Consider the following 18,491-nt stretch of genomic DNA (forward strand, 5'->3'; position numbering starts at 1 on the left):
AATCGCCGCGCCGGCGCGTGCTCCGCACGCCCGACGTGCGCCCGATTCAGTGCCGCACGTCCTTCCAGTATTCCTTCTTCAGCGAGTATGACACCACAAACAAAAGGCCGATGAATGCCAGCACGTAGATACCCAGTCGCCGACGTTCGAGTTGCCTGGGTTCGCCCACGTATGACAGAAACGCCACCACATCACGGGCCATGTGCTCATACCCACATGGGTCATTGTACCCGCCTACGCCATATTCAGGTGATCCACCTGCGTTGCATCGCCGCATCTGCCAGGGCACACCCGGCATGCCCACATTCGGGAAGGCTAGATTATTACTGCCCGCAGGACGCGGCGCCGAACCCGCGCTTGGCGTCCTACTAAAGTATGGTCACATGCACCTTATCGTCGATCTTGTACCTACTGAAAATCAGATTCTCCCGAATTTGTGCGGGCGTCAACCCCAGCTGCTCAAGATGATTGTAACGGACTGCAGACAGGGTGTGGCAGCTCAGACAGCAATTCACGAAACACCTCGCGCTGCCCGGGACCCACGACACGGCCTGGCAGATCGACATCGACACGCCTCTGCAAGCATTCTCACAAGAACCTTTCCAAGGCCTTGTTCATGATCCGGGCAAGGTCTAATAAACTGCGCGGGGAGCAAGGCGTTTACTTAAAGTGTTGTTTTTGGATTTGGGGCATCAGGAGGGCTTAGCTTTACTTGGCTATTCCAAGAAATAGGGCAAGACTGCGCTCAACCGCCACCATGTTCTCGGTTTCAAGGTGGCCCACGACAGTACCGATTTTGTCCTTCCTGATCGTAATGGGTTTATCCACCATGATCTGAGAAGGCTTTCTTTAGCCGTTTTTCGCACTGGGTTCAATGGCGAGTCGAAACAGCGGGGCTTCGATCAAGGTGCTGGATACAGGCAAGATCGTCAGTGTATCCAGGGCGTCAACCTGGCCTACCTGGATAACCAGTGCCGATCGAGGTTTGCCGAATTCCCCCTGTATGGCGACTGTGACCAGATCACCACGCCTCACTCGGCCCAGCCTTCCAGGTCGGACACGCTTTCATTCATGAGCTGCTGCAGCTCTGCATCTTCAGCATCTGTTCTGGTGGCCAGCAGGCATTGACGCCGACACGCTGCAGCAAATCCTCTTCGACGGGTATCGGGGACCCATAACTGAACCGGCCGCAAGCCCGCCTTGCGCAGCGACTCCCGATGTTTTTGTACGCGTGAATTAACCGTGCTCATGTTTTACCTGCTTAGATTTGTTACATGCAACTTTGGTAAAAGTATAGGCAGGCACAGCAAACCACACTTTAGGTAAACGCCTTACGCGGAGAGGGGATACAGGTTCACATGCAGGGACCTGTATTTCAGACGGGGTTGTCGATATCCACGAAGCGGTGTTCCAGACCAAAGCGCTGGGCAAGGTGTTCACCCAGGGCCAGAACGCCGTAGCGCTCTGTCGCGTGGTGTCCGGCTGCAATGTAATGCACGCCGGCCTCTCTGGCCAGGTGTACGGTCTGTTCCGAAATCTCACCGCTGAGAAAGACCTGCGCGCCCAGGCTGATCGCCCGCTCCAAATAGCTCTGCGCGGCTCCGGTGCACCAGGCGACGCGTTCGATGCGCTCGTCCCCGGCCTCGATCCACTGCGGCTCGCGGCCAAGCACATCGGCCACACGTTCCACCAGGGTCCGGATCGTCTGCGGTTCATCGGGACGTCCGAATGAGCCGACCCCTTCAGGAGTGAGCGGAGTCTCCGCAAGCCAGCCAAGGCGCATGGCCAGTTGCGCGTTGTTGCCCACCTCGGGGTGGGCGTCCAGTGGCAGATGGTAGGCGATCAGGTTCAGGTCATGCCCCAGCAAGGTCTTCAGCCGCTTCCTACGGATGCCGGAGATCACCGGTGACTCGCCGCGCCAGAAATAGCCGTGATGCACCAACACGGCGTCCGCCTTCCAGTCGAGCGCCGCATCGAGCAGGGCCTGCGACGCGGTCACCCCGGTCAGCAGGCGCCCGATCTCCGGGCGACCTTCGATCTGCAGGCCGTTGGGCGCGTAATCGCGGAACCGGCCGACATCAAGATAGGCATCGGCATAGCTGCACAGCTCGGTCAGATTCACCATGCGCGTGTCCGCCCGGGAGGTTCAGTCCTTTTGGTCGGACAGGCGGTATTCGGCCGAACGCGCATGGGCGATCAGGCCCTCGCCGCGCGCGAGCACCGAGGCCGTCTGCCCGAGCACACCCGCTCCTTCCGCGGAGCAACGGATGATGCTCGCGCGCTTCTGGAAGTCATACACGCCCAGCGGCGAAGAAAAACGCGCCGTGCGCGAGGTCGGCAGCACGTGATTCGGCCCGGCACAGTAGTCGCCCAGGGCTTCGGCGGTATAACGCCCCAGAAACATGGCTCCGGCGTGATGGATGCGCGCCGCCAGCGCATCCGGCTCGGCCACGGAAAGCTCGAGATGCTCGGGCGCGATGTGGTTGGCCAGCGCCACGGCCTCGTCCATGTCACGTACCCGGATCAGCGCACCGCGCACGCGCAGCGACGTGCGGATGATGTCCGCACGCGGCATCTCGGCCAGCAGTTCGTCCATCGCCGCGGCGACACGGTCGATGTAATCGGCGTCCGGACACAGCATGATCGCCTGTGCGTCCTCGTCGTGCTCGGCCTGGGAAAACAGATCGACGGCGATCCAGTCCGGATCGGTCTGCCCGTCGCACACGATCAGGATTTCGGAGGGGCCGGCGATCATGTCGATGCCCACGGTGCCGTAGACCTGGCGCTTGGCGGCCGCCACGTAGATATTCCCTGGCCCCACGATCTTGTCGACCGCGGGCACGGTTTCGGTACCGTAGGCCAGCGCGGCAACGGCCTGCGCGCCGCCGATGGTAAAGACGCGATCGACGCCTGCGACGGCCGCCGCAGCGAGCACCAGTTCGTTGAACTCGCCGCCCGGGGCCGGCACCACCATGATCAGTTCGCCCACCCCGGCCACCTTCGCCGGAACGGCGTTCATCAGCACGGAGGAGGGATAGGCCGCCTTGCCGCCGGGGACATAGAGGCCGACCCGGTCGAGCGGGCTGACCTGTTGGCCGAGCACCGTGCCATCGGCTTCGGTGTATTCCCAGGACTCCAGTCGCTGGCGTTCGGCATAGGCCCGGATGCGCTCGGCAGCCAGATGCAAGGCTTCGCGCTGTGCCGACGGCAGGCTATCCAGCGCCTGTGCCAGACGCTCTGCAGGCACCTCGAGATCGCTGCCGCGATCCAGCACCAGGCGATCGAAACGGGCCGTGTATTCGAGCAAGGCGGCATCGCCGCGTTCACGCACGGCGCCGAGTATCTCGTTGACGATGGAGATAACGCCTTCGTCGGCCACGCTTTCCCAGGTCAGCAGCGCGTCCAGACGCGAAGCGAATTCGGCATCTCGGCTGTCGAGTCGATGGATTTCGGGCATATCGAAACCTCGCTTTGGGTAGTACCGGCCGAAACCGCGTTCAGCCGAGCTGCTGTTGTCGGCGATGGGACTTCCTGCGCATGGCGACCGATTCCGCCAGTTCACACAGCGTTTGCTCCGTCGAATCCCAGCCTAGGCAAGCATCGGTGATGCTCTGGCCATAGGTCAGCTCCTGGCCGGGCACGACGTCCTGCCGGCCCGCAACCAGATGGCTTTCGATCATTACGCCCATGATCGCCTCGCTGCCACTGGCAATCTGCTCGCCTAGCGTGCGGGCGACCTCGACCTGACGTTCGGCCTGCTTGTGACTGTTGGCATGGCTGCAATCGACCATCAGGCGCGGGGGCAGTCCGACCTTAATCAGGCGCTCGGCAACCGTCTGCACGCTTTCGGCGTCGTAATTCGGCCCACGGGATCCGCCGCGCAGAATCAAATGGCAGTCCTCGTTTCCGGTCGTCGTGTAGATCGCCGAACGCCCAGCCTTGGTCAGCGACAAAAAGTGATGCGGCTGCATGGCCGAGCGGATCGCATCGATGGCAATCTGCACGCCGCCATCGGTCCCGTTCTTGAAGCCGACCGGGCAGGACAGTCCGGAAGCCAACTCACGGTGCACCTGACTTTCCGTGGTGCGCGCCCCGATGGCCCCCCAGCTCACCAGATCGGAAATGTATTGCGGACTGATGATGTCGAGGTATTCGGTCGCCGCCGGCATGCCCATGTCCGACAGTTCCAGCAACAGTCGTCGCGCCACTCGCAGACCGAGATCGATCTGGAAGCTGTTGTCCAGGTTGGGGTCGTTGATCAACCCCTTCCAACCAACGGTGGTGCGCGGCTTTTCGAAATACACGCGCATGACCAGCAGCAGATCTTCGCTCAGAGCCTCGCGAAGGCGTAGCAGGCGCCCGGCATACTCTTTGGCCGCCTCGGGATCGTGAATCGAGCAGGGACCGACCACGACCAGCAGCCGGTCATCGGCCCCGGTGAGTAGATCATGGATCTGGCGCCGGGTCTCGAAGACAAGGCGGGCGCCCTCATCCGTGAGCGGCAGTTCCTCGCGAACCGTCGCCGGCGTGCTCACCTCATGGATGGCCTGTATCCGTAGATCTTCAGTCTGATAGCGCATGACTTTCCTGCTGCCCGGCCCTGCCCTCGCAAGCCACGGCGCGACTCGCACCGATCAAGTGCCGTTTTGGTCCCGAGAGTACCATGAATGCGTGCGCGACGGCTTTATTCAAGTACGTCACCGTGCTCACTCTCTACCGCCTCCCGCAGCTGCTCGATGATGCGCTGAACCCGCCGATGCTTCATTTTCATCGAGGCCTTGTTCACGATCAGTCGCGAACTGATCTGGGCCATGTCCTCCCATGGCACCAGACCATTTGCGCGCAAGGTATTGCCGGTATCGACCAGATCGACGATACAGTCGGCCAGCCCTACCAGAGGCGCCAGCTCCATCGAGCCGTACAACTTGATGATCTCGACCTGACGCCCCTGGGCGGCAAAGTGCGCGTGCGCGCTATTGACGAACTTGGTCGCCACACGCAGGCGCCGGCTGCCGGCATACCCTCCGGGCAGGCCCGCGACCACCATGCGGCAGCGCGCGATGCGCAAGTCCAGCGGTTCGTAGATACCCTCGCCGCCATGCTCCATCAGCACATCCTTGCCTGCGACACCGAGATCTGCCGCCCCGTAGCGCACATAGGTCGGTACGTCGGTTGCCCGGATGATGACGAGCTTCACGCTGGAGTCGTTGGTATCGAGAATCAGTTTGCGACTGGTTTCCGGGTCGTCCGTTGGGACGATACCGGCAGCGGCAAGCAACGGCAGCGTATCCTTGAAGATACGTCCCTTGGACAGTGCGATCGTCAGCGTTTCGCTCATGCGTTTACCCCACTATCCGGCGAATCCGACCGCCAATCTGGGCCAGCTTTTCCTCGATGCACTCGTATCCGCGGTCGATGTGGTAGATGCGGTCCACCACCGTCTCACCCTTGGCCACCAGCCCGGCCAGTATCAGGCTGGCCGACGCGCGCAAGTCGGTGGCCATCACCGGCGCACCGGTGAGCTGCGGTACGCCGTGAATCACCACGGTGTTGCCGTTGACGCGGATATCCGCGCCCATGCGCTGCAGCTCCTGCACATGCATGAAACGATTCTCGAACACCGTTTCGGTGATCGATCCGGTACCGTTGGCGACGGCGTTGAGCGCGGTGAACTGTGCCTGCATGTCGGTCGGAAACGCCGGATACGGCGCCGTGCGCAGATCGACGGCGCGCGGCCGCTCGCCGTGCATGTCGAGTTCGATCCAGTCCTCGCCGACCTGTATCTCGGCACCGCAGGCACGCAATTTCTGCAGCACGGAGTCTAGTAGCGCGGCACGAGTTTTCTTGACGCGGACCCGTCCCCCGGTGATCGCGCCGGCAACCAGAAAGGTACCGGTTTCGATGCGGTCCGGCAGGACCTCATAATCGCAGCCCCCCAGGCGCTCCACGCCTTCGATCACGATCGTATCCGTACCCGCGCCCTCGATCCGCGCTCCCATGGCCATGAGGTAGCCGGCCAAGTCGACCACCTCCGGCTCGCGCGCCGCGTTTTCGATGATGGTACGCCCCTCGGCCAGACTCGCCGCCATCATCAGGTTTTCGGTGCCGGTGACCGTCACTACATCGAGCACCAGACGCGCACCGCGAAGGCGCTTGGCCCGGGCCTTGATGTAACCGCCCTCGACCTCGATCTCTGCACCCAGGGCGCGCAGCCCTTCGACATGGATGTTCACGGGTCGTGAACCAATGGCGCAGCCGCCGGGCAGGGAGACCTCTGCTTCACCGAATCGCGCGAGCAGCGGACCGAGCACCAGGATCGATGCCCGCATCGTCTTGACGAGTTCGTAGGCGGCGCGCAGCGTGTGGATGCCGCGGGTGTCGATCTCGATGCCCAGACGCTCATCCACCGTGAGCGACACGCCCATGCGCCCGAGCAATTCCATCGTCGTGGTCACATCGTGCAGATGTGGAACATTGGACACCCGCGTCGGCCCGTCGGCCAGCAGCGTCGCCGCCAGTATCGGCAGCACCGCGTTTTTCGCGCCCGATATGCGGACCTCCCCGTTCAGGGGCCCGCCACCGTAGATCAGCAGCTTATCCATCTAAGACCGTGTCTCCGGGGCATTCGGCCGCCGGCTCTGCAGAAAAGGGCGCTGATCTTACCGCATCGACGCCGTCGGGGGCAGTCAGGCCTGGGGCGACACGGCGGGGAACAGGGATTCGAGATCGCTCACGTCGACGATCACGCGCATCGATTCCGGCAGGTCGGCAAATCGAATACGTCCGCCGGCCGCCCGTGCAGCGCGCATACCGGCCACCAGGCAAGCAACGGCGGCACTGTCCGCGTGAGTCACTCCAGCGAGGGAGACATCCGTATCCCCACCGCCTGCCGCAAGCCTCGCCAACGCAGGCCAAACTGTCGGCACACTGGCCACGTTCAAAGGCCCGCTAATCCGGTAACGACCCTCACCCGCAGTTTCGAGCCTTGCCGCCTCGTTCATGAGGCAGACGCCTTGTTGTTGGCCTCATTCTGCTTGGCCAGGCGCTGGATCAGTGCCTGCAGACTGGTCTGGGCGATCTCCTGACCGAAGGTGCTGCGGTAGTTCGTGACCAGGCTCAACCCCGAGATGGTGATGTCGTAGACCTTCCAGCCCTGCGGGGTCTTCAGCAGGCTGTAGTCGACCGCCAGTGGCTGCTGGCCGCTGCGCACCACCTGGGTATAGACGGTCGCGAAGGGGTCACTGACCGTATCCCGGTTGGTCAGGAAGCGGACCTTGCTGTCGGCGTACTCGGTCAGGGACTTGGCATAGGTGTGAATCAGCAGCAGCTTGAACTGCTCGACGAAGGCCTTGCGCTGCTCCGGGGTTGCGGTGCGCCAGTATCGGCCCAGTACGAGCCGCGCCGAGGCGTCAACATCCACCGCCGGCAAGATGATCCCAGAAACCAGGTGATTTACATATTTGGGCGACGCCAGCTCGGCCTTGGTATGCGAGTGCAGCGCATCCAGGGTTTTGTTCACTGCGGTCTGGACCACTTCCAGAGGGTCCTGCGTGGTGCCTGCCCAGGCAGCGGGGACGGCGGCAGCCATCAGCAGACACGTCGTTGCGAACAATTTGATCAGACGATCGATCATGCGTGGTCCTCCGTTAGCTTCACTTCGAGGTGAGTTTGACCATCAGCTGGCCGATGATCTTCTCCAGTACCACGGCCGATTGCGTGTATTGGATCCGACTGCCGTTCTTGAGCACCTGTTCGGAAGCGCCCGGCGACAATGAAATGTACTGCGCTCCCAGCAGGCCTGCGGTGTAGATGCTCGCCGAGGTATCCACGGGAAAATCGTGATACTTGTCGTTGATGCTCATGGTCACCTTGGCCTCGAAATTCTTGGCGTCATACTGGATCGAATCCACCCGCCCGACCTGAACCCCCGCTGCGGTAACCGGCGAATTCACCTTCAGGCCGCCGATGTCGTTGAAGTAGGCGTACACCTTGTAGCCGTTGCCGCCGCTGAAGTCGGTCAGGTTGCTCACCTTCATGGCCAGCACGAGGAGAGCCAGACAACCGGCCGCCACGAACAGGCCGACGAGGATTTCGATCGAACGCGTGTTCATCGTAGAACTCCGTATCTTAATGGCCGCTGAACATCAGCGCGGTCAGGATGAAGTCCAGGCCCAGGACGGCCAGCGAGGTATTCACGACGGTGCGCGTGGTCGCGCGGCTCACGCCTGCCGAAGTGGGCACGGCATCGTAACCTTCAAACACCGCGATCCAGCTGGCGACGACCCCGAAGACCAGGGTCTTGATCACGCCGTTGAGAATATCATGCGCGAAACTGACGTTGGCCTGCATCTGCGACCAGAACGCACCGTCGTTCACGCCCAGCAGGGTTACGCCGACCAGGTAGCCGCCGAACACGCCGATCGCGCTGAACAGCGCGGCCAGCAGCGGCATGGCGATCACTCCGGCCAGGAAGCGAGGCGCAATCACCCGCCGGAACGGGTCGACAGCCATCATTTCCATGGCGGACAGCTGCTCGGTGGCCTTCATCAGGCCGATTTCGGCAGTCAACGCCGAGCCCGCGCGACCGGCGAACAGCAGGGCCGTGACCACCGGCCCAAGTTCGCGCACCAGCGACAGGGCGACGACGACACCGAGAGACTCGGTCGCGTTGAACTTCACCAGCGTCGTGTAGCCCTGCAGACCGAGCACCATGCCGACGAACAGCCCGGAGACGGTGATGATCAGAAAGGACAGCACGCCGACCGAATAGACCTCGCGTACGATCAGGCCCGGACGGGCAAGCGGCGTCGGCAACGCCGACAGCACGCGCAGGAAAAACAGCGCCGAGCGCCCCAGGCGTTCCAGGATGCCCAGAGCCCACTGGCCCAGGGAACGAATGGCATTCAGCACGTCAGACTTTCCCCAGCAGGTCGTCGGCGTAGTCCGGCGCCGGATAATGGAACGGCACGGGGCCGTCCGGCAGCCCCTGGAGGAACTGCGCGGCCCATGCCGATTGCGTGTCTCTCAGCGCCTCCGGCGCTCCCGACTCGACCACCTTGCCGTCGGCGATCAGATAGATGAGATCGGCGATGCCCGAGGTTTCGGGTACGTCGTGGGAAACGACGATGCTGGTCAGCCCCAGCCCGTCGTTGATGCGCTTGATCAGGGTCACGATGGTTCCCAACGTGATCGGATCGAGGCCGGTGAACGGCTCGTCGTACATGATCATCATCGGGTCCAGCACGATCGCCCGTGCCAGCGCCACGCGCCGCGCCATGCCGCCGGACAGCTCGCTCGGCATCAGCGCATGCGCCCCGCGCAGCCCCACCGCCTGCAGCTTCATCAGCACCAGCGGGCGAATGATCTCCTCGGGCAAACGGGTGTTCTCGCGCAACGGGAAGGCGACATTTTCGAAGGCGTTCAAATCGGTGAGCAGCGCACCGCTCTGGAACAGCATGCCCATGCGCTGGCGCAGACGGTAAAGCTCGCTGCGGCCGAGACGATGCACATCCTGCCCGTCGACCAGCACCCGCCCGGACGCAGGCGTCAGCTGGCCGCCGATGAGCTTGAGCAGGGTGGTCTTGCCGGTGCCGCTAGGCCCCATGATCGCGGTTACCCGACCGCGCGGCACCACGATGTTCAGGCCATCGAAGATGGTCCGCCCGCCGCGTCGAAAGACGAGGTCCTGCACCTCGATCAGCGGCTTAGCATTCTGGTCCTGCATGGCACCTCGAAACCGCATCCGTTGCGGGAAGCGAGCAGTCTCTGAGAGTCGGCCGGGGCTGTCAACCTCGATCCGGGCAGGCATCAACGGCCCAGCAGGTCGCAAAGCTGTCGGCATTCCTCGACGATCGCGGGCGCACCTTCGACGAACAGGTAACGCTGTGCCGGGCCGGGCGCAGCCACGAACGATTCGATCAGCGCACGCCTGCGGCACACGTCGTCGCCAAGGCGTGGGGCGTAGAGGCCGATGGCCGCCGGGCGGTCCGCATGCTCGGGACGCCAGGGCGGCGTGACACCCGCCAGCGGGGGTTCCGCCGCATAGGCGGGGGCAAGTCCGTCCGCGTACAGACGACTCATCAGCGCCCGCGCCGGCTGCAACCCTACGTCCTCGAAGAATATCCCCGCAAGGCACTCTCCCAGGCTCACCAGGGCGTCCACGGTTGCCGCCTCGGTCAGTTTCGTCGGATCGCAGCCTAGCCAGTAAGCCACCTTGCCGCCGGTTTCGTCGGCCCACAACGGCAACTCGCCAGGGGTCCAGGCCGAGGCCGGCAGGCCGACGCAGGCATATTCGTTGGCGTAGTAGGCCTGCCGCCAGTCGACCGGCAGGTCCGGTGGGTAATAGGTCTCCAGCCAGTCGGCCCGCAGCCAGTCCCATACGCCTATCTCCACCTGCACCATGTGCGTCCTCTCCAGGCCAGTCATTCGGCTGGCGACATTCTAGCGCCTGGGCCCGGGCAGCGCGGAACGCCATGCATACCGAGTTGGGGCTAGAATGCCGCCCATGCATTTCGACCTGTTCAACGAACTCTCCGTACCGACGGCCGGCGGCCGTGACGAACGACAGGTTTTCGAGGACACGCTGACGCAGTGGGCCCTGGCGGAGACGCTGGGTTTCACCACCGGCTGGCTGGTGGAACACCACTTCATGCCGGAATACTCGCACAGCACGTCTCCGGATCTGTTCCTAGCCGCCGCCTCGCAGCGCACCCAGCGCCTGCGCCTGGGGCATGCCATCGTCCCACTGCCCTACCACCACCCTATCCGCGTGGCCGAGCGTCTGGCCACCCTCGACGTGCTCTCCGGCGGACGCGTGGAATTCGGCTTCGGGCGCGGTTTCTCGCCGCAGGAGTACCAGGCCTTCAGCCGGGACATGCGCGACAGCCGCAGTTACACCGAGGAATCCCTACAGGTCATCCGCCAGGCCTTCGCGCACGGACGCGTGAACTTCGCCGGCACGCATTTCCGCTTCGACGATCTCCCCGTGCTGCCGCGGCCGCTGCAGCGGCCGCATCCGCCGATCTGGACCGCGGCGGTCAGCCCCGACAGCTTCGAGCTGGCCGCCCGGATCGGCGTCGGCGTACTGGTCGGCCCGTTCAAGCCCTGGTTCATGGTGCGCGAGGACATCCGCCGCTACCGCGAGGCTTGGGAGCGAGAGCAGCGAGGTGGCGGCGACACCAATCAGCCCAGGCCGCGTGTGGCGATGACCATCGGCATTCATTGCCACGAAGACCCTCGGCAGGCGCGGGCCCAGGCCCGCGACGGCCTCGTCTGGTTCTACCGCCAGCTGCTCGGCCAGACCCGCGGCGTGCTCGAACGCCTGTACGAAAGCTACGAGTACTACCGCCGCTTCGGGCCCTTCCGCGGGCTGATGGACAAGACCCTCACGCTCGGCGCGCTGGAAACCCTGGGCATGGCCATCGTCGGCGACCCAGCGCACTGCATCGAACGACTGCGCGCGCTCAAGGAGGCCGGCGTCGATCATGTCCTGCTCGCATTCGGCGCCGGCGTGCTGCCGCAGACGGAGACGCTGGCCGCGATGCGCCTGTTCGCAGAGCGGGTCATGCCGGCGCTCGACGACTGATGCGCATCGCGGTAACCGGCAGCGCTGGCCGGCTGGGCCGCGTCCTGGTGCCGCACCTGCTTGACGCGGGCATCGCCGAGGAGATCGTCGGCCTCGACCTGCGTCCCGCCGAGGAAACCGATCCGCGCTACCGACACCGCCGGGTCGACGTCCGCGATCCGGCCGCGAGTGAACTGCTCGAAGGTGTGGACGCCCTGGTACACCTCGCCTTCGTGCTGATGGGCGGGGGGCTTGGCCGGCGCCGACACCAGCGCACGACCCTGCACTCGATCAACGTCGAGGGAAGCCGACACGTCTTCGAGGCCGCGGTCGCAGCCGGCGTCGGTCATGCCGTATTCGTCTCCAGCGCGGCCGTCTACGGCGCCTGGCCGGACAACCCGCCGCAACTGGACGAAGCGGCCCCGCTGCGCGCCATGCCGGGATTCGCCTACGCCGAGGACAAGATCGAGGTCGAACGCTGGCTGGAAGGCTTCGCCGCCAGCCACCCCGCCATGGGCGTCGCCCGGTTGCGGCCGCATGCCATCGTCGGGGCGCATGCACACCCTCTGCTCAATCGAGTCCTGCGCCAGCCCATCTACCCACGCGTCACCCCGCCGCCGCCCACCCAGTGCATCTGGGAGAACGACGTGGCGCGCGCCATCGGCCTCGCGCTGACCCAGCGTGCACGCGGGGCGTTCAATCTCGCGGCCGACCCGCCGATGAGCCTGTATGAGATGCTCGGGCTGGTGCGCCGACGGCGGATCGCCGTCCCGCCCGCGATCCTTGCCGGCCTGCATCGGATTGCCTGGCAGATCACCCCTGCCGCCGGCGAACCGGGCTGGGTCGGCGGACTGCGTCACCCCCTGGTGCTCGACACACGCAAGGCAGCCGCAGAACTGGACTTCGTCCCCGAGCTCGACACCGCCGCCTGCGTGCGCCGCGCCGCGAGAGGTTGGCACGACTGAGCCCATGCCTGGCATGCAGGGCTTTTCGCCACCCCCTATGTATAATTCCTCGTTCCGCCCGCCCAACGGGCCCTTCAGGAACGCCGTCCGACGTGCTGCTCGCCGCCCTTGCCATTCTCGCCGGCTTCGCACTGCTCATCTGGAGCGCGGACCGTTTCGTCTACGGCGCAGCGGCGCTCGCCCGCAATCTCGGGGTACCGCCACTGGTGATCGGCCTGACCATCGTCGGCATGGGCACCTCGGCGCCGGAACTGCTGGTCTCCGCACTGGCTGCGTGGGACGGCAATCCCGGCCTAGGTATCGGCAACGCCATCGGATCGAACATCACCAACATCGGCCTGGTCCTCGGCGCCACCGCATTGGTCGCCCCGCTGACCGTGCACTCCAAGCTGCTCAAACGGGAGCTGCCGCTGCTGCTCGTGGCGATGCTGTTCGGCTACTGGCTGCTCAGCGACGGCAGGCTCGCCCGCGCGGAAGGCGCCGCGCTGCTGCTGGGGCTGGCCCTGCTGGTCGCCTGGATGGTGTGGTCCGCCCGGCGCGCACGGACCGACGATGCGCTCGCCGAGGAACTCCTCGACGAGCAGCCCACACCGACCTCGACCGCCGCCGCCCTGGGTTGGTTCGCACTCGGCCTGCTGGTCCTGCTTGGCGGCGCCAGGATGCTGGTCTGGGGCGCCGTACACATCGCCCACACGCTCGGCATCAGCGACCTCGTCATCGGGCTGACCGTGGTCGCCATCGGCACCAGCCTGCCGGAACTCGCTACCAGCATCGTCAGCGCTCGGCGCGGCGAGCCCGATATTGCCCTCGGCAACGTCATCGGCTCGAACCTATTCAACGTACTCGGCGTGCTCGGCCTGCCGGGATTGATCGCCCCCGGCCCCGTGCCACACGCGGTGCTCACGCGCGACTATCCGCTGATGCTCGCGCTCACGCTCCTGCTCTTCGTATTCGCCTACGGCCGTCAGCCCCGGCGCATCAACCGCGCCGAGGGCGGCGTACTGCTCGGCGTATTCATCGGCTACGAATGCTGGCTTTACTGGACTGCCTGACCCCATGCCCCTAGACGACCAACAGCTCATCACCCTTGGCCTGGCGGTGATCCGCACCGAAAGCGAAGCGGTCGCCGCACTGGCGGAACGCATTGACGCCACCTTTGCGCGCGCCTGCCATCACCTGCACGCCTGTAGCGGGCGCATCGTCGTGCTCGGCATGGGCAAATCCGGACATATCGGCAGCAAGATCGCCGCAACCCTGGCCAGCACCGGCACCCCGGCCTTTTTCGTCCATCCCGGTGAGGCCAGCCACGGCGATCTCGGCATGATCACGGCCCAGGACGTAGTGCTGGCGCTGTCGAATTCGGGCGAGACCGACGAAATCCTGACCATTCTCCCGCTTATCCGCCGCCTGGGCGTCCCCTTGATCGCACTTACCGGCAATCCGGGCTCCAGCCTCGCCAGGGAAGCCACCGTGCACATCGACGTCAGCGTCGCGCGCGAGGCCTGCCCGCTCGGCCTGGCGCCGACTTCGAGCACCACGGCGACGCTCGCCATGGGCGACGCGCTGGCGATCGCGCTGCTCGAGGCGCGCGGCTTCACCGCCGAGGATTTCGCCCGCTCGCATCCGGGCGGGCGCCTGGGCCGCCGCCTGTTGTTGCACGTCGCAGACGTGATGCGACGGGGTCAAGACGTGCCCTCCGTCGCGCCGGAAACCCCGATCAGCGAGGCCCTGATGGAGATCACGCGCAAGGGCCTGGGCATGACAACCGTAGTCCTCGACGAGCGGGTCATCGGCACTTTCACCGACGGCGATCTTCGCCGTACGCTGGACAAGGCCATCGACATTCACGGCACCTCCATCGCCGATGTCATGACCCGCAACTGCAAGACTGCGCGCCCCGACATGCTCGCTGCAGAGGTGGTCAAGCTGATGGAGGAACATCGCATCCAGGCGCTGCCGATCGTCGACGCCGAGCAGCGTCTCGTTGGCGCCCTGAACATGCACGATCTACTGCGCGCGGGGGTCGTCTGATGCAACTCACCGAAGACATCGTCGAGCGCGCGCGCGCCGTACGCCTGATGATCTTCGACGTCGACGGCGTGCTCACCGACGGGCGCCTGATCCTCGGCGACGACGGTCAGGAGTACAAGGCGTTCAACTCCAAGGACGGCCACGGCATGCGCATGCTCGCGGACAGCGGCGTCGCGCTGGCCATCCTCACCGGGCGCAGCTCGCGCGTGGTGGAACGTCGCGCCGCCGACCTCGGCATCGACCATGTCGTCCAGGGGCGCCGCGACAAGCTCCCGGCGTTCGAGGAACTCCTCGCCCGGATCGGGCTAAGTGCTGAGGCCGTCGCCTACGTCGGCGACGACATCGTCGATCTTCCGGTCATGCGCCGCGTGGGCCTGGCCATGGCGGTCGCCGATGCGGCCGCCGAGGTCCGCACGCACGCCCACTGGGTCACCGCCGCCGCCGGCGGTCGCGGCGCAGCTCGGGAGGCCTGCGAACTGGTGATGCGCGCCCAGGGGCAATATGAACGCCTGGTCGCGACCTATCTCGCATGAACGCGCAGCGCCTGCTGACAGGCGCCGCGCTGGCCGTCACCCTGATGCTCGGTTTCTGGCTGGCACGCAACGCCCTGCCGCCACCGATCAAATTCCAGCCCCTGCAACAGGGCACGGATTACAGCGCCCAGGGCATCACGCTGACGCAAATGCGAGCCGACGGCAAACCACGCTACCGCCTGCGGGCCAGTGCACTGGCGCATACCCTGCCCGACCGGTTGACCCGGCTGACCGACCCCGTGCTCGTGGTATATCCTGAACATGGGCCGCCGGTCACGTTGCGCTCGCCCAGCGCCATACTGATGCCGGGCGACACCATCGTGCACATGCCGCAGCAGGTGGTCATCACCCGACCGGATGCACAGGGACATGAAATCCGCGTGACCACAGAGGATGTCACCGTCGACACACGCCGACAGACCGCGACGAGCTCTCGGCCCACCCGGATCCAGGCCCCTCATGCCGTGACCGACGGCACAGGGCTGAATGCGAACTTCAAACAACAAACCTTCGACCTGCTAAAGGACGTGCATAGTGTCTATACGCCCATCAGGCCGACGCGCTAGATCCGCCTTGCGGCGCCGCGCACTGACGCTGTTCGCCATGGCGCTGACCCTGCCCCCCGCCGGCGCCGCCCCCCCGGTCTCGCGCGACGCCCCGTGCACGTCAGCGCCGACCATTTCCATTTCGACCAGAAATCCGGAATCGGTGTCTATACCGGCGGAGTCCGGGTGCAGCAGAATTCGCTCACCATCGTGGGAGAACGCTTGACCGTGGTGGCTCCGCCGAACGCCCCGGTGGAACGTCTCAGCATGGAGGGCACGCCGGCACGTTTCAGCGACGTCACACCGAAGGGACGCAAGGTCGACGGCCACGCTGCGCACATGCGCTACCTGCCTGCCAGTCAGCAGGTCCACCTGGACGGCGCCGCCGAACTCACCGAGGGGGCCAACACCTTCAGCAGCGCGCATATCGTGTACGACACCAAAACCGGCGTCGTCACTGCCGGCACTCCCGGAACGCGCGTCGAGGCCACACTCGTCCCCGGTAAGCAGACCGCTCCAGCCACTGGGAAACCCGCGCCGTGAGCGTACTCAGCGCCACCCAGCTGACCAAGCGCTATCGCGGCCGCGATGTGCTCGACGGCGTATCCCTAGAGGTGGCCAGCGGCGAGATCGTCGGTCTGCTCGGCCCCAATGGAGCCGGCAAGACCACCTGCTTCTACATCATTGTCGGACTGATCCAGCCGGATTCCGGCCAGATCCGTCTCAACGACCAGGAGATCACACGCTTTCCGATGCATGCCCGCGCGCGCATGGGCGTCGGCTATCTGCCGCAGGAAGCCTCGGTGTTCCGCAAGCTGAGCGTCGAGGACAACATCCGCGCCGTGCTAGAACTGCGTGACAATCTCGACCTCAAAGCCCAGAATGAAATCCTGGAAAACTTGCTGGATGAACTACAGATCGGGCACATCCGCGCGAGCCGCGGATTCAGCCTGTCGGGAGGCGAGCGGCGACGCGTGGAAATTGCACGCGCTCTGGCTGCGGATCCTGCCTTCATCCTGCTCGACGAACCCTTCGCCGGAGTCGACCCGATATCGGTACTCGACATCCAGCGAATCGTGCGACACCTGAGCGACCGGGACATAGGCGTCTTGATCACCGACCATAACGTCCGTGAAACCCTGGGCATTTGCCAGCGCGCATATATTTTGAGCGATGGCCATGTGCTTGCCGCCGGCACGCCCGAAGAAATATTACGCGACCAGAAGGCCCGCGAGGTCTATCTGGGACAGGACTTCCGGTTGTAAGCTGAAACCATGTTCCGACTTTCCATCATGACCATTGCGTTAAATGCGGATTCAAGATAAACATCAGGCGCGATGATCAAACCGTCCATCCAACTCAGGCTAGGGCAATCCCTGGCGATGACGCCGCAACTGCAGCAGGCCATCAGGCTGCTGCAGTACTCCACTTTGGAGTTGCAGACGCACATCCAGGAAGTGCTCGAGAGCAACCCTATGCTCGAGGTGGACGAAGACACAGGGCGTTCCGAAGGTAGCGAGACCGAAGGGCTCAACGGCGAAGGGCGCGAAAGCGCAGCGGAAGAGGCCACACCCCAGGACGTAATCCCCGACGAACTGCCGGTGGACAGCGCCTGGGACGATATCTACGAACCTCCGTCCGCAGCCGGCAGCGCGCCCGAAACGGACGATCGCGACCCCTACGAATCGCAGAGCGGCGACGGCGAATCGCTGGCCGATCACCTGCTCTGGCAGGTCCATCTCGCGCCGATGAGCGATCAGGATCGACTGATCGCAATGACCCTGATCGATGCCATCGGCAACGACGGCTACCTACAGGATGACCTCGAAAACATCCGTGCGTCGCTCTCCGCGCAAATGGAAACCGAACTTGAGGTGGAGGACGTCGAAGCGGTCCTGCACCTCGTACAGCGCCTCGACCCGCCCAGCTGCGGCGCGCGCAATCTGGCTGAATGTCTGGACATCCAGCTTTCCGAATTGCCGCTCGATACGCCCTACCTCAAACCTGCCCGACGCCTGGTACAAAACTATCTGGACCTACTCGGCAACCACGATCTCAAGACGCTGATGCGCCACCTTGAGCTCGACGAGGACGCGCTGCACGAAACCATCCTGCTGATCCAGTCGCTCAACCCCCGCCCCGGCGCGCAGATCAGCAACAGCCGCCCCGAATACATCGTGCCCGACGTCACCGTGCGCAAGCAGGGGAAGCGTTGGCGGGTCGAACTCAACAGCGAGGTCGCACCGCGACTGCGCGTCAATTCAACCTATGCGTCGATGGTGCGTCGCGCCGACAGCAGCATGGACAACACCTACATGAAGAACCAGCTGCAGGAAGCCCGCTGGTTCATCAAGAGTCTGCAAAGCCGCAACGAAACTCTGCTTCGTGTCGCGACTGCGATCGTCGAGCAGCAACGCGGCTTCCTCGAATACGGTGAGGAGGCGATGAAACCCCTGGTACTACGCGATATCGCCGAACAGGTGGACATGCACGAATCCACCATTTCGCGCGTGACCACGCAGAAATACATGTACACGCCACGCGGCATCTTCGAATTCAAGTACTTCTTCTCCAGCCATGTCGGCACGGCCGATGGCGGCGAATGTTCGGCGGTGGCCATACGCGCGATGATCCGCAAGCTGATCGAGGGCGAGCCCGGCGACAAGCCGCTGTCGGACAGCAAGCTCGCCGAACTGCTGAGCGACAAGGGCATCCAGGTCGCCCGGCGCACGGTCGCGAAGTACCGCGAAGGCATGAACATCCCCTCATCCAGCGATCGCAAGCGACTCAACTAGACTGGAAGTTATGGCGCTTTCCCAATACATCACAGCTCCGTGTCCGCCAGACGAGTGTC

The 18,491-nt window shown here is 64.4% G+C and carries 22 protein-coding genes and 1 pseudogene; 9 read left to right on the forward strand and 14 right to left on the reverse strand.

Features of this window, described 5'->3' with window-relative positions:
- Positions 1-46 precede the first annotated feature (46 nt).
- The 14 genes and pseudogenes from BJI67_RS17040 to BJI67_RS13515 all read right to left on the reverse strand — a co-directional run bounded on the left by BJI67_RS17040 (position 47) and on the right by BJI67_RS13515 (position 10,401).
- Positions 47-298 carry a cytochrome c1 gene (locus BJI67_RS17040; protein ID WP_083250890.1) on the reverse strand — a complete coding sequence of 84 codons (252 nt, stop codon included), beginning with the start codon at positions 296-298 and terminating at the stop codon, positions 47-49.
- Between the two features lie 410 nt (positions 299-708).
- Positions 709-1,035: pseudogene (locus BJI67_RS13465) on the reverse strand (type II toxin-antitoxin system PemK/MazF family toxin).
- Positions 1,032-1,250 (reverse strand): antitoxin MazE family protein, encoded by a 219-nt coding sequence (locus BJI67_RS17045; protein ID WP_083250891.1) that lies wholly within the window; start codon positions 1,248-1,250, stop codon positions 1,032-1,034. Before BJI67_RS17045 ends, BJI67_RS13465 begins: the two are co-directional and overlap by 4 nt.
- Before the next feature lie 125 nt (positions 1,251-1,375).
- The gene (locus BJI67_RS13470; protein ID WP_070073463.1) at positions 1,376-2,125 is read right to left on the reverse strand and encodes a Nif3-like dinuclear metal center hexameric protein; all 750 of its coding nucleotides are present in this window, start codon (positions 2,123-2,125) and stop codon (positions 1,376-1,378) included.
- Between the two features lie 21 nt (positions 2,126-2,146).
- Complete coding sequence (hisD, locus tag BJI67_RS13475; RefSeq protein ID WP_070073464.1) at positions 2,147-3,457, reverse strand: histidinol dehydrogenase; 1,311 nt, start codon at positions 3,455-3,457, stop codon at positions 2,147-2,149.
- 40 nt (positions 3,458-3,497) lie between these two features.
- Complete coding sequence (locus BJI67_RS13480; protein ID WP_070073465.1) at positions 3,498-4,580, reverse strand: 3-deoxy-7-phosphoheptulonate synthase; 1,083 nt, start codon at positions 4,578-4,580, stop codon at positions 3,498-3,500.
- A gap of 104 nt (positions 4,581-4,684) precedes the next feature.
- The gene (gene hisG / locus BJI67_RS13485) at positions 4,685-5,338 is read right to left on the reverse strand and encodes an ATP phosphoribosyltransferase (protein ID WP_070073466.1); all 654 of its coding nucleotides are present in this window, start codon (positions 5,336-5,338) and stop codon (positions 4,685-4,687) included.
- Positions 5,339-5,342: 4 nt separating this feature from the next.
- The gene (gene murA / locus BJI67_RS13490) at positions 5,343-6,602 is read right to left on the reverse strand and encodes a UDP-N-acetylglucosamine 1-carboxyvinyltransferase (RefSeq protein WP_070073467.1); all 1,260 of its coding nucleotides are present in this window, start codon (positions 6,600-6,602) and stop codon (positions 5,343-5,345) included.
- 84 nt (positions 6,603-6,686) lie between these two features.
- Positions 6,687-7,001: an STAS domain-containing protein gene (locus BJI67_RS17050; protein WP_083250892.1), complete on the reverse strand. Its 315-nt coding sequence runs from the start codon at positions 6,999-7,001 to the stop codon at positions 6,687-6,689.
- Positions 6,998-7,633 carry an MlaC/ttg2D family ABC transporter substrate-binding protein gene (locus tag BJI67_RS13495; protein WP_083250893.1) on the reverse strand — a complete coding sequence of 212 codons (636 nt, stop codon included), beginning with the start codon at positions 7,631-7,633 and terminating at the stop codon, positions 6,998-7,000. The genes BJI67_RS17050 and BJI67_RS13495 overlap by 4 nt, the downstream gene beginning before the upstream one ends.
- Positions 7,634-7,652: 19 nt before the next feature.
- The gene (gene mlaD, locus BJI67_RS13500) at positions 7,653-8,111 is read right to left on the reverse strand and encodes an outer membrane lipid asymmetry maintenance protein MlaD (protein WP_070073468.1); all 459 of its coding nucleotides are present in this window, start codon (positions 8,109-8,111) and stop codon (positions 7,653-7,655) included.
- A gap of 16 nt (positions 8,112-8,127) precedes the next feature.
- Positions 8,128-8,910, reverse strand: a complete 783-nt coding sequence (gene mlaE / locus BJI67_RS13505) for a lipid asymmetry maintenance ABC transporter permease subunit MlaE (RefSeq protein ID WP_070073469.1) — start codon at positions 8,908-8,910, stop codon at positions 8,128-8,130.
- Position 8,911: 1 nt separating this feature from the next.
- Positions 8,912-9,724 (reverse strand): ABC transporter ATP-binding protein, encoded by an 813-nt coding sequence (locus BJI67_RS13510; RefSeq protein WP_070073470.1) that lies wholly within the window; start codon positions 9,722-9,724, stop codon positions 8,912-8,914.
- Between the two features lie 83 nt (positions 9,725-9,807).
- The gene (locus BJI67_RS13515) at positions 9,808-10,401 is read right to left on the reverse strand and encodes a hypothetical protein (protein ID WP_070073471.1); all 594 of its coding nucleotides are present in this window, start codon (positions 10,399-10,401) and stop codon (positions 9,808-9,810) included.
- A 103-nt stretch (positions 10,402-10,504) separates the two neighbouring features.
- On the opposite strand from BJI67_RS13515, the gene BJI67_RS13520 reads away from it, so the two are divergent.
- The 9 genes from BJI67_RS13520 (at position 10,505) to BJI67_RS13560 (ending at position 18,432) form a co-directional block, all read left to right on the forward strand.
- Positions 10,505-11,584 carry an LLM class flavin-dependent oxidoreductase gene (locus BJI67_RS13520; RefSeq protein WP_070073472.1) on the forward strand — a complete coding sequence of 360 codons (1,080 nt, stop codon included), beginning with the start codon at positions 10,505-10,507 and terminating at the stop codon, positions 11,582-11,584.
- Entirely contained in the window at positions 11,584-12,528 is a 945-nt protein-coding gene (locus BJI67_RS13525) for an NAD-dependent epimerase/dehydratase family protein (RefSeq protein ID WP_070073473.1), read from the forward strand. Before BJI67_RS13520 ends, BJI67_RS13525 begins: the two co-directional genes overlap by 1 nt.
- Positions 12,529-12,620: 92 nt before the next feature.
- On the forward strand, positions 12,621-13,580 hold the full coding sequence (locus BJI67_RS13530; protein WP_070073474.1) for a calcium/sodium antiporter: 960 nt from the start codon (positions 12,621-12,623) through the stop codon (positions 13,578-13,580).
- 4 nt (positions 13,581-13,584) lie between these two features.
- Positions 13,585-14,559 carry a KpsF/GutQ family sugar-phosphate isomerase gene (locus tag BJI67_RS13535; RefSeq protein WP_070073475.1) on the forward strand — a complete coding sequence of 325 codons (975 nt, stop codon included), beginning with the start codon at positions 13,585-13,587 and terminating at the stop codon, positions 14,557-14,559.
- Complete coding sequence (kdsC, locus tag BJI67_RS13540) at positions 14,559-15,092, forward strand: 3-deoxy-manno-octulosonate-8-phosphatase KdsC (RefSeq protein WP_070073476.1); 534 nt, start codon at positions 14,559-14,561, stop codon at positions 15,090-15,092. The genes BJI67_RS13535 and kdsC overlap by 1 nt, the downstream gene beginning before the upstream one ends.
- Positions 15,089-15,658: an LPS export ABC transporter periplasmic protein LptC gene (gene lptC, locus BJI67_RS13545; RefSeq protein ID WP_070073477.1), complete on the forward strand. Its 570-nt coding sequence runs from the start codon at positions 15,089-15,091 to the stop codon at positions 15,656-15,658. Before kdsC ends, lptC begins: the two co-directional genes overlap by 4 nt.
- Before the next feature lie 93 nt (positions 15,659-15,751).
- The gene (gene lptA, locus BJI67_RS13550) at positions 15,752-16,180 is read left to right on the forward strand and encodes a lipopolysaccharide transport periplasmic protein LptA (protein WP_197513122.1); all 429 of its coding nucleotides are present in this window, start codon (positions 15,752-15,754) and stop codon (positions 16,178-16,180) included.
- Complete coding sequence (lptB, locus tag BJI67_RS13555; protein WP_070073479.1) at positions 16,177-16,902, forward strand: LPS export ABC transporter ATP-binding protein; 726 nt, start codon at positions 16,177-16,179, stop codon at positions 16,900-16,902. Before lptA ends, lptB begins: the two co-directional genes overlap by 4 nt.
- Before the next feature lie 72 nt (positions 16,903-16,974).
- Positions 16,975-18,432, forward strand: a complete 1,458-nt coding sequence (locus BJI67_RS13560; RefSeq protein WP_156782153.1) for an RNA polymerase factor sigma-54 — start codon at positions 16,975-16,977, stop codon at positions 18,430-18,432.
- The last annotated feature ends 59 nt before the right edge of the window (positions 18,433-18,491 follow it).

The sequence above is a fragment of the Acidihalobacter aeolianus genome (assembly GCF_001753165.1).
In the GTDB taxonomy this organism is placed as follows: Bacteria; Pseudomonadota; Gammaproteobacteria; order DSM-5130; family Acidihalobacteraceae; genus Acidihalobacter; species Acidihalobacter aeolianus.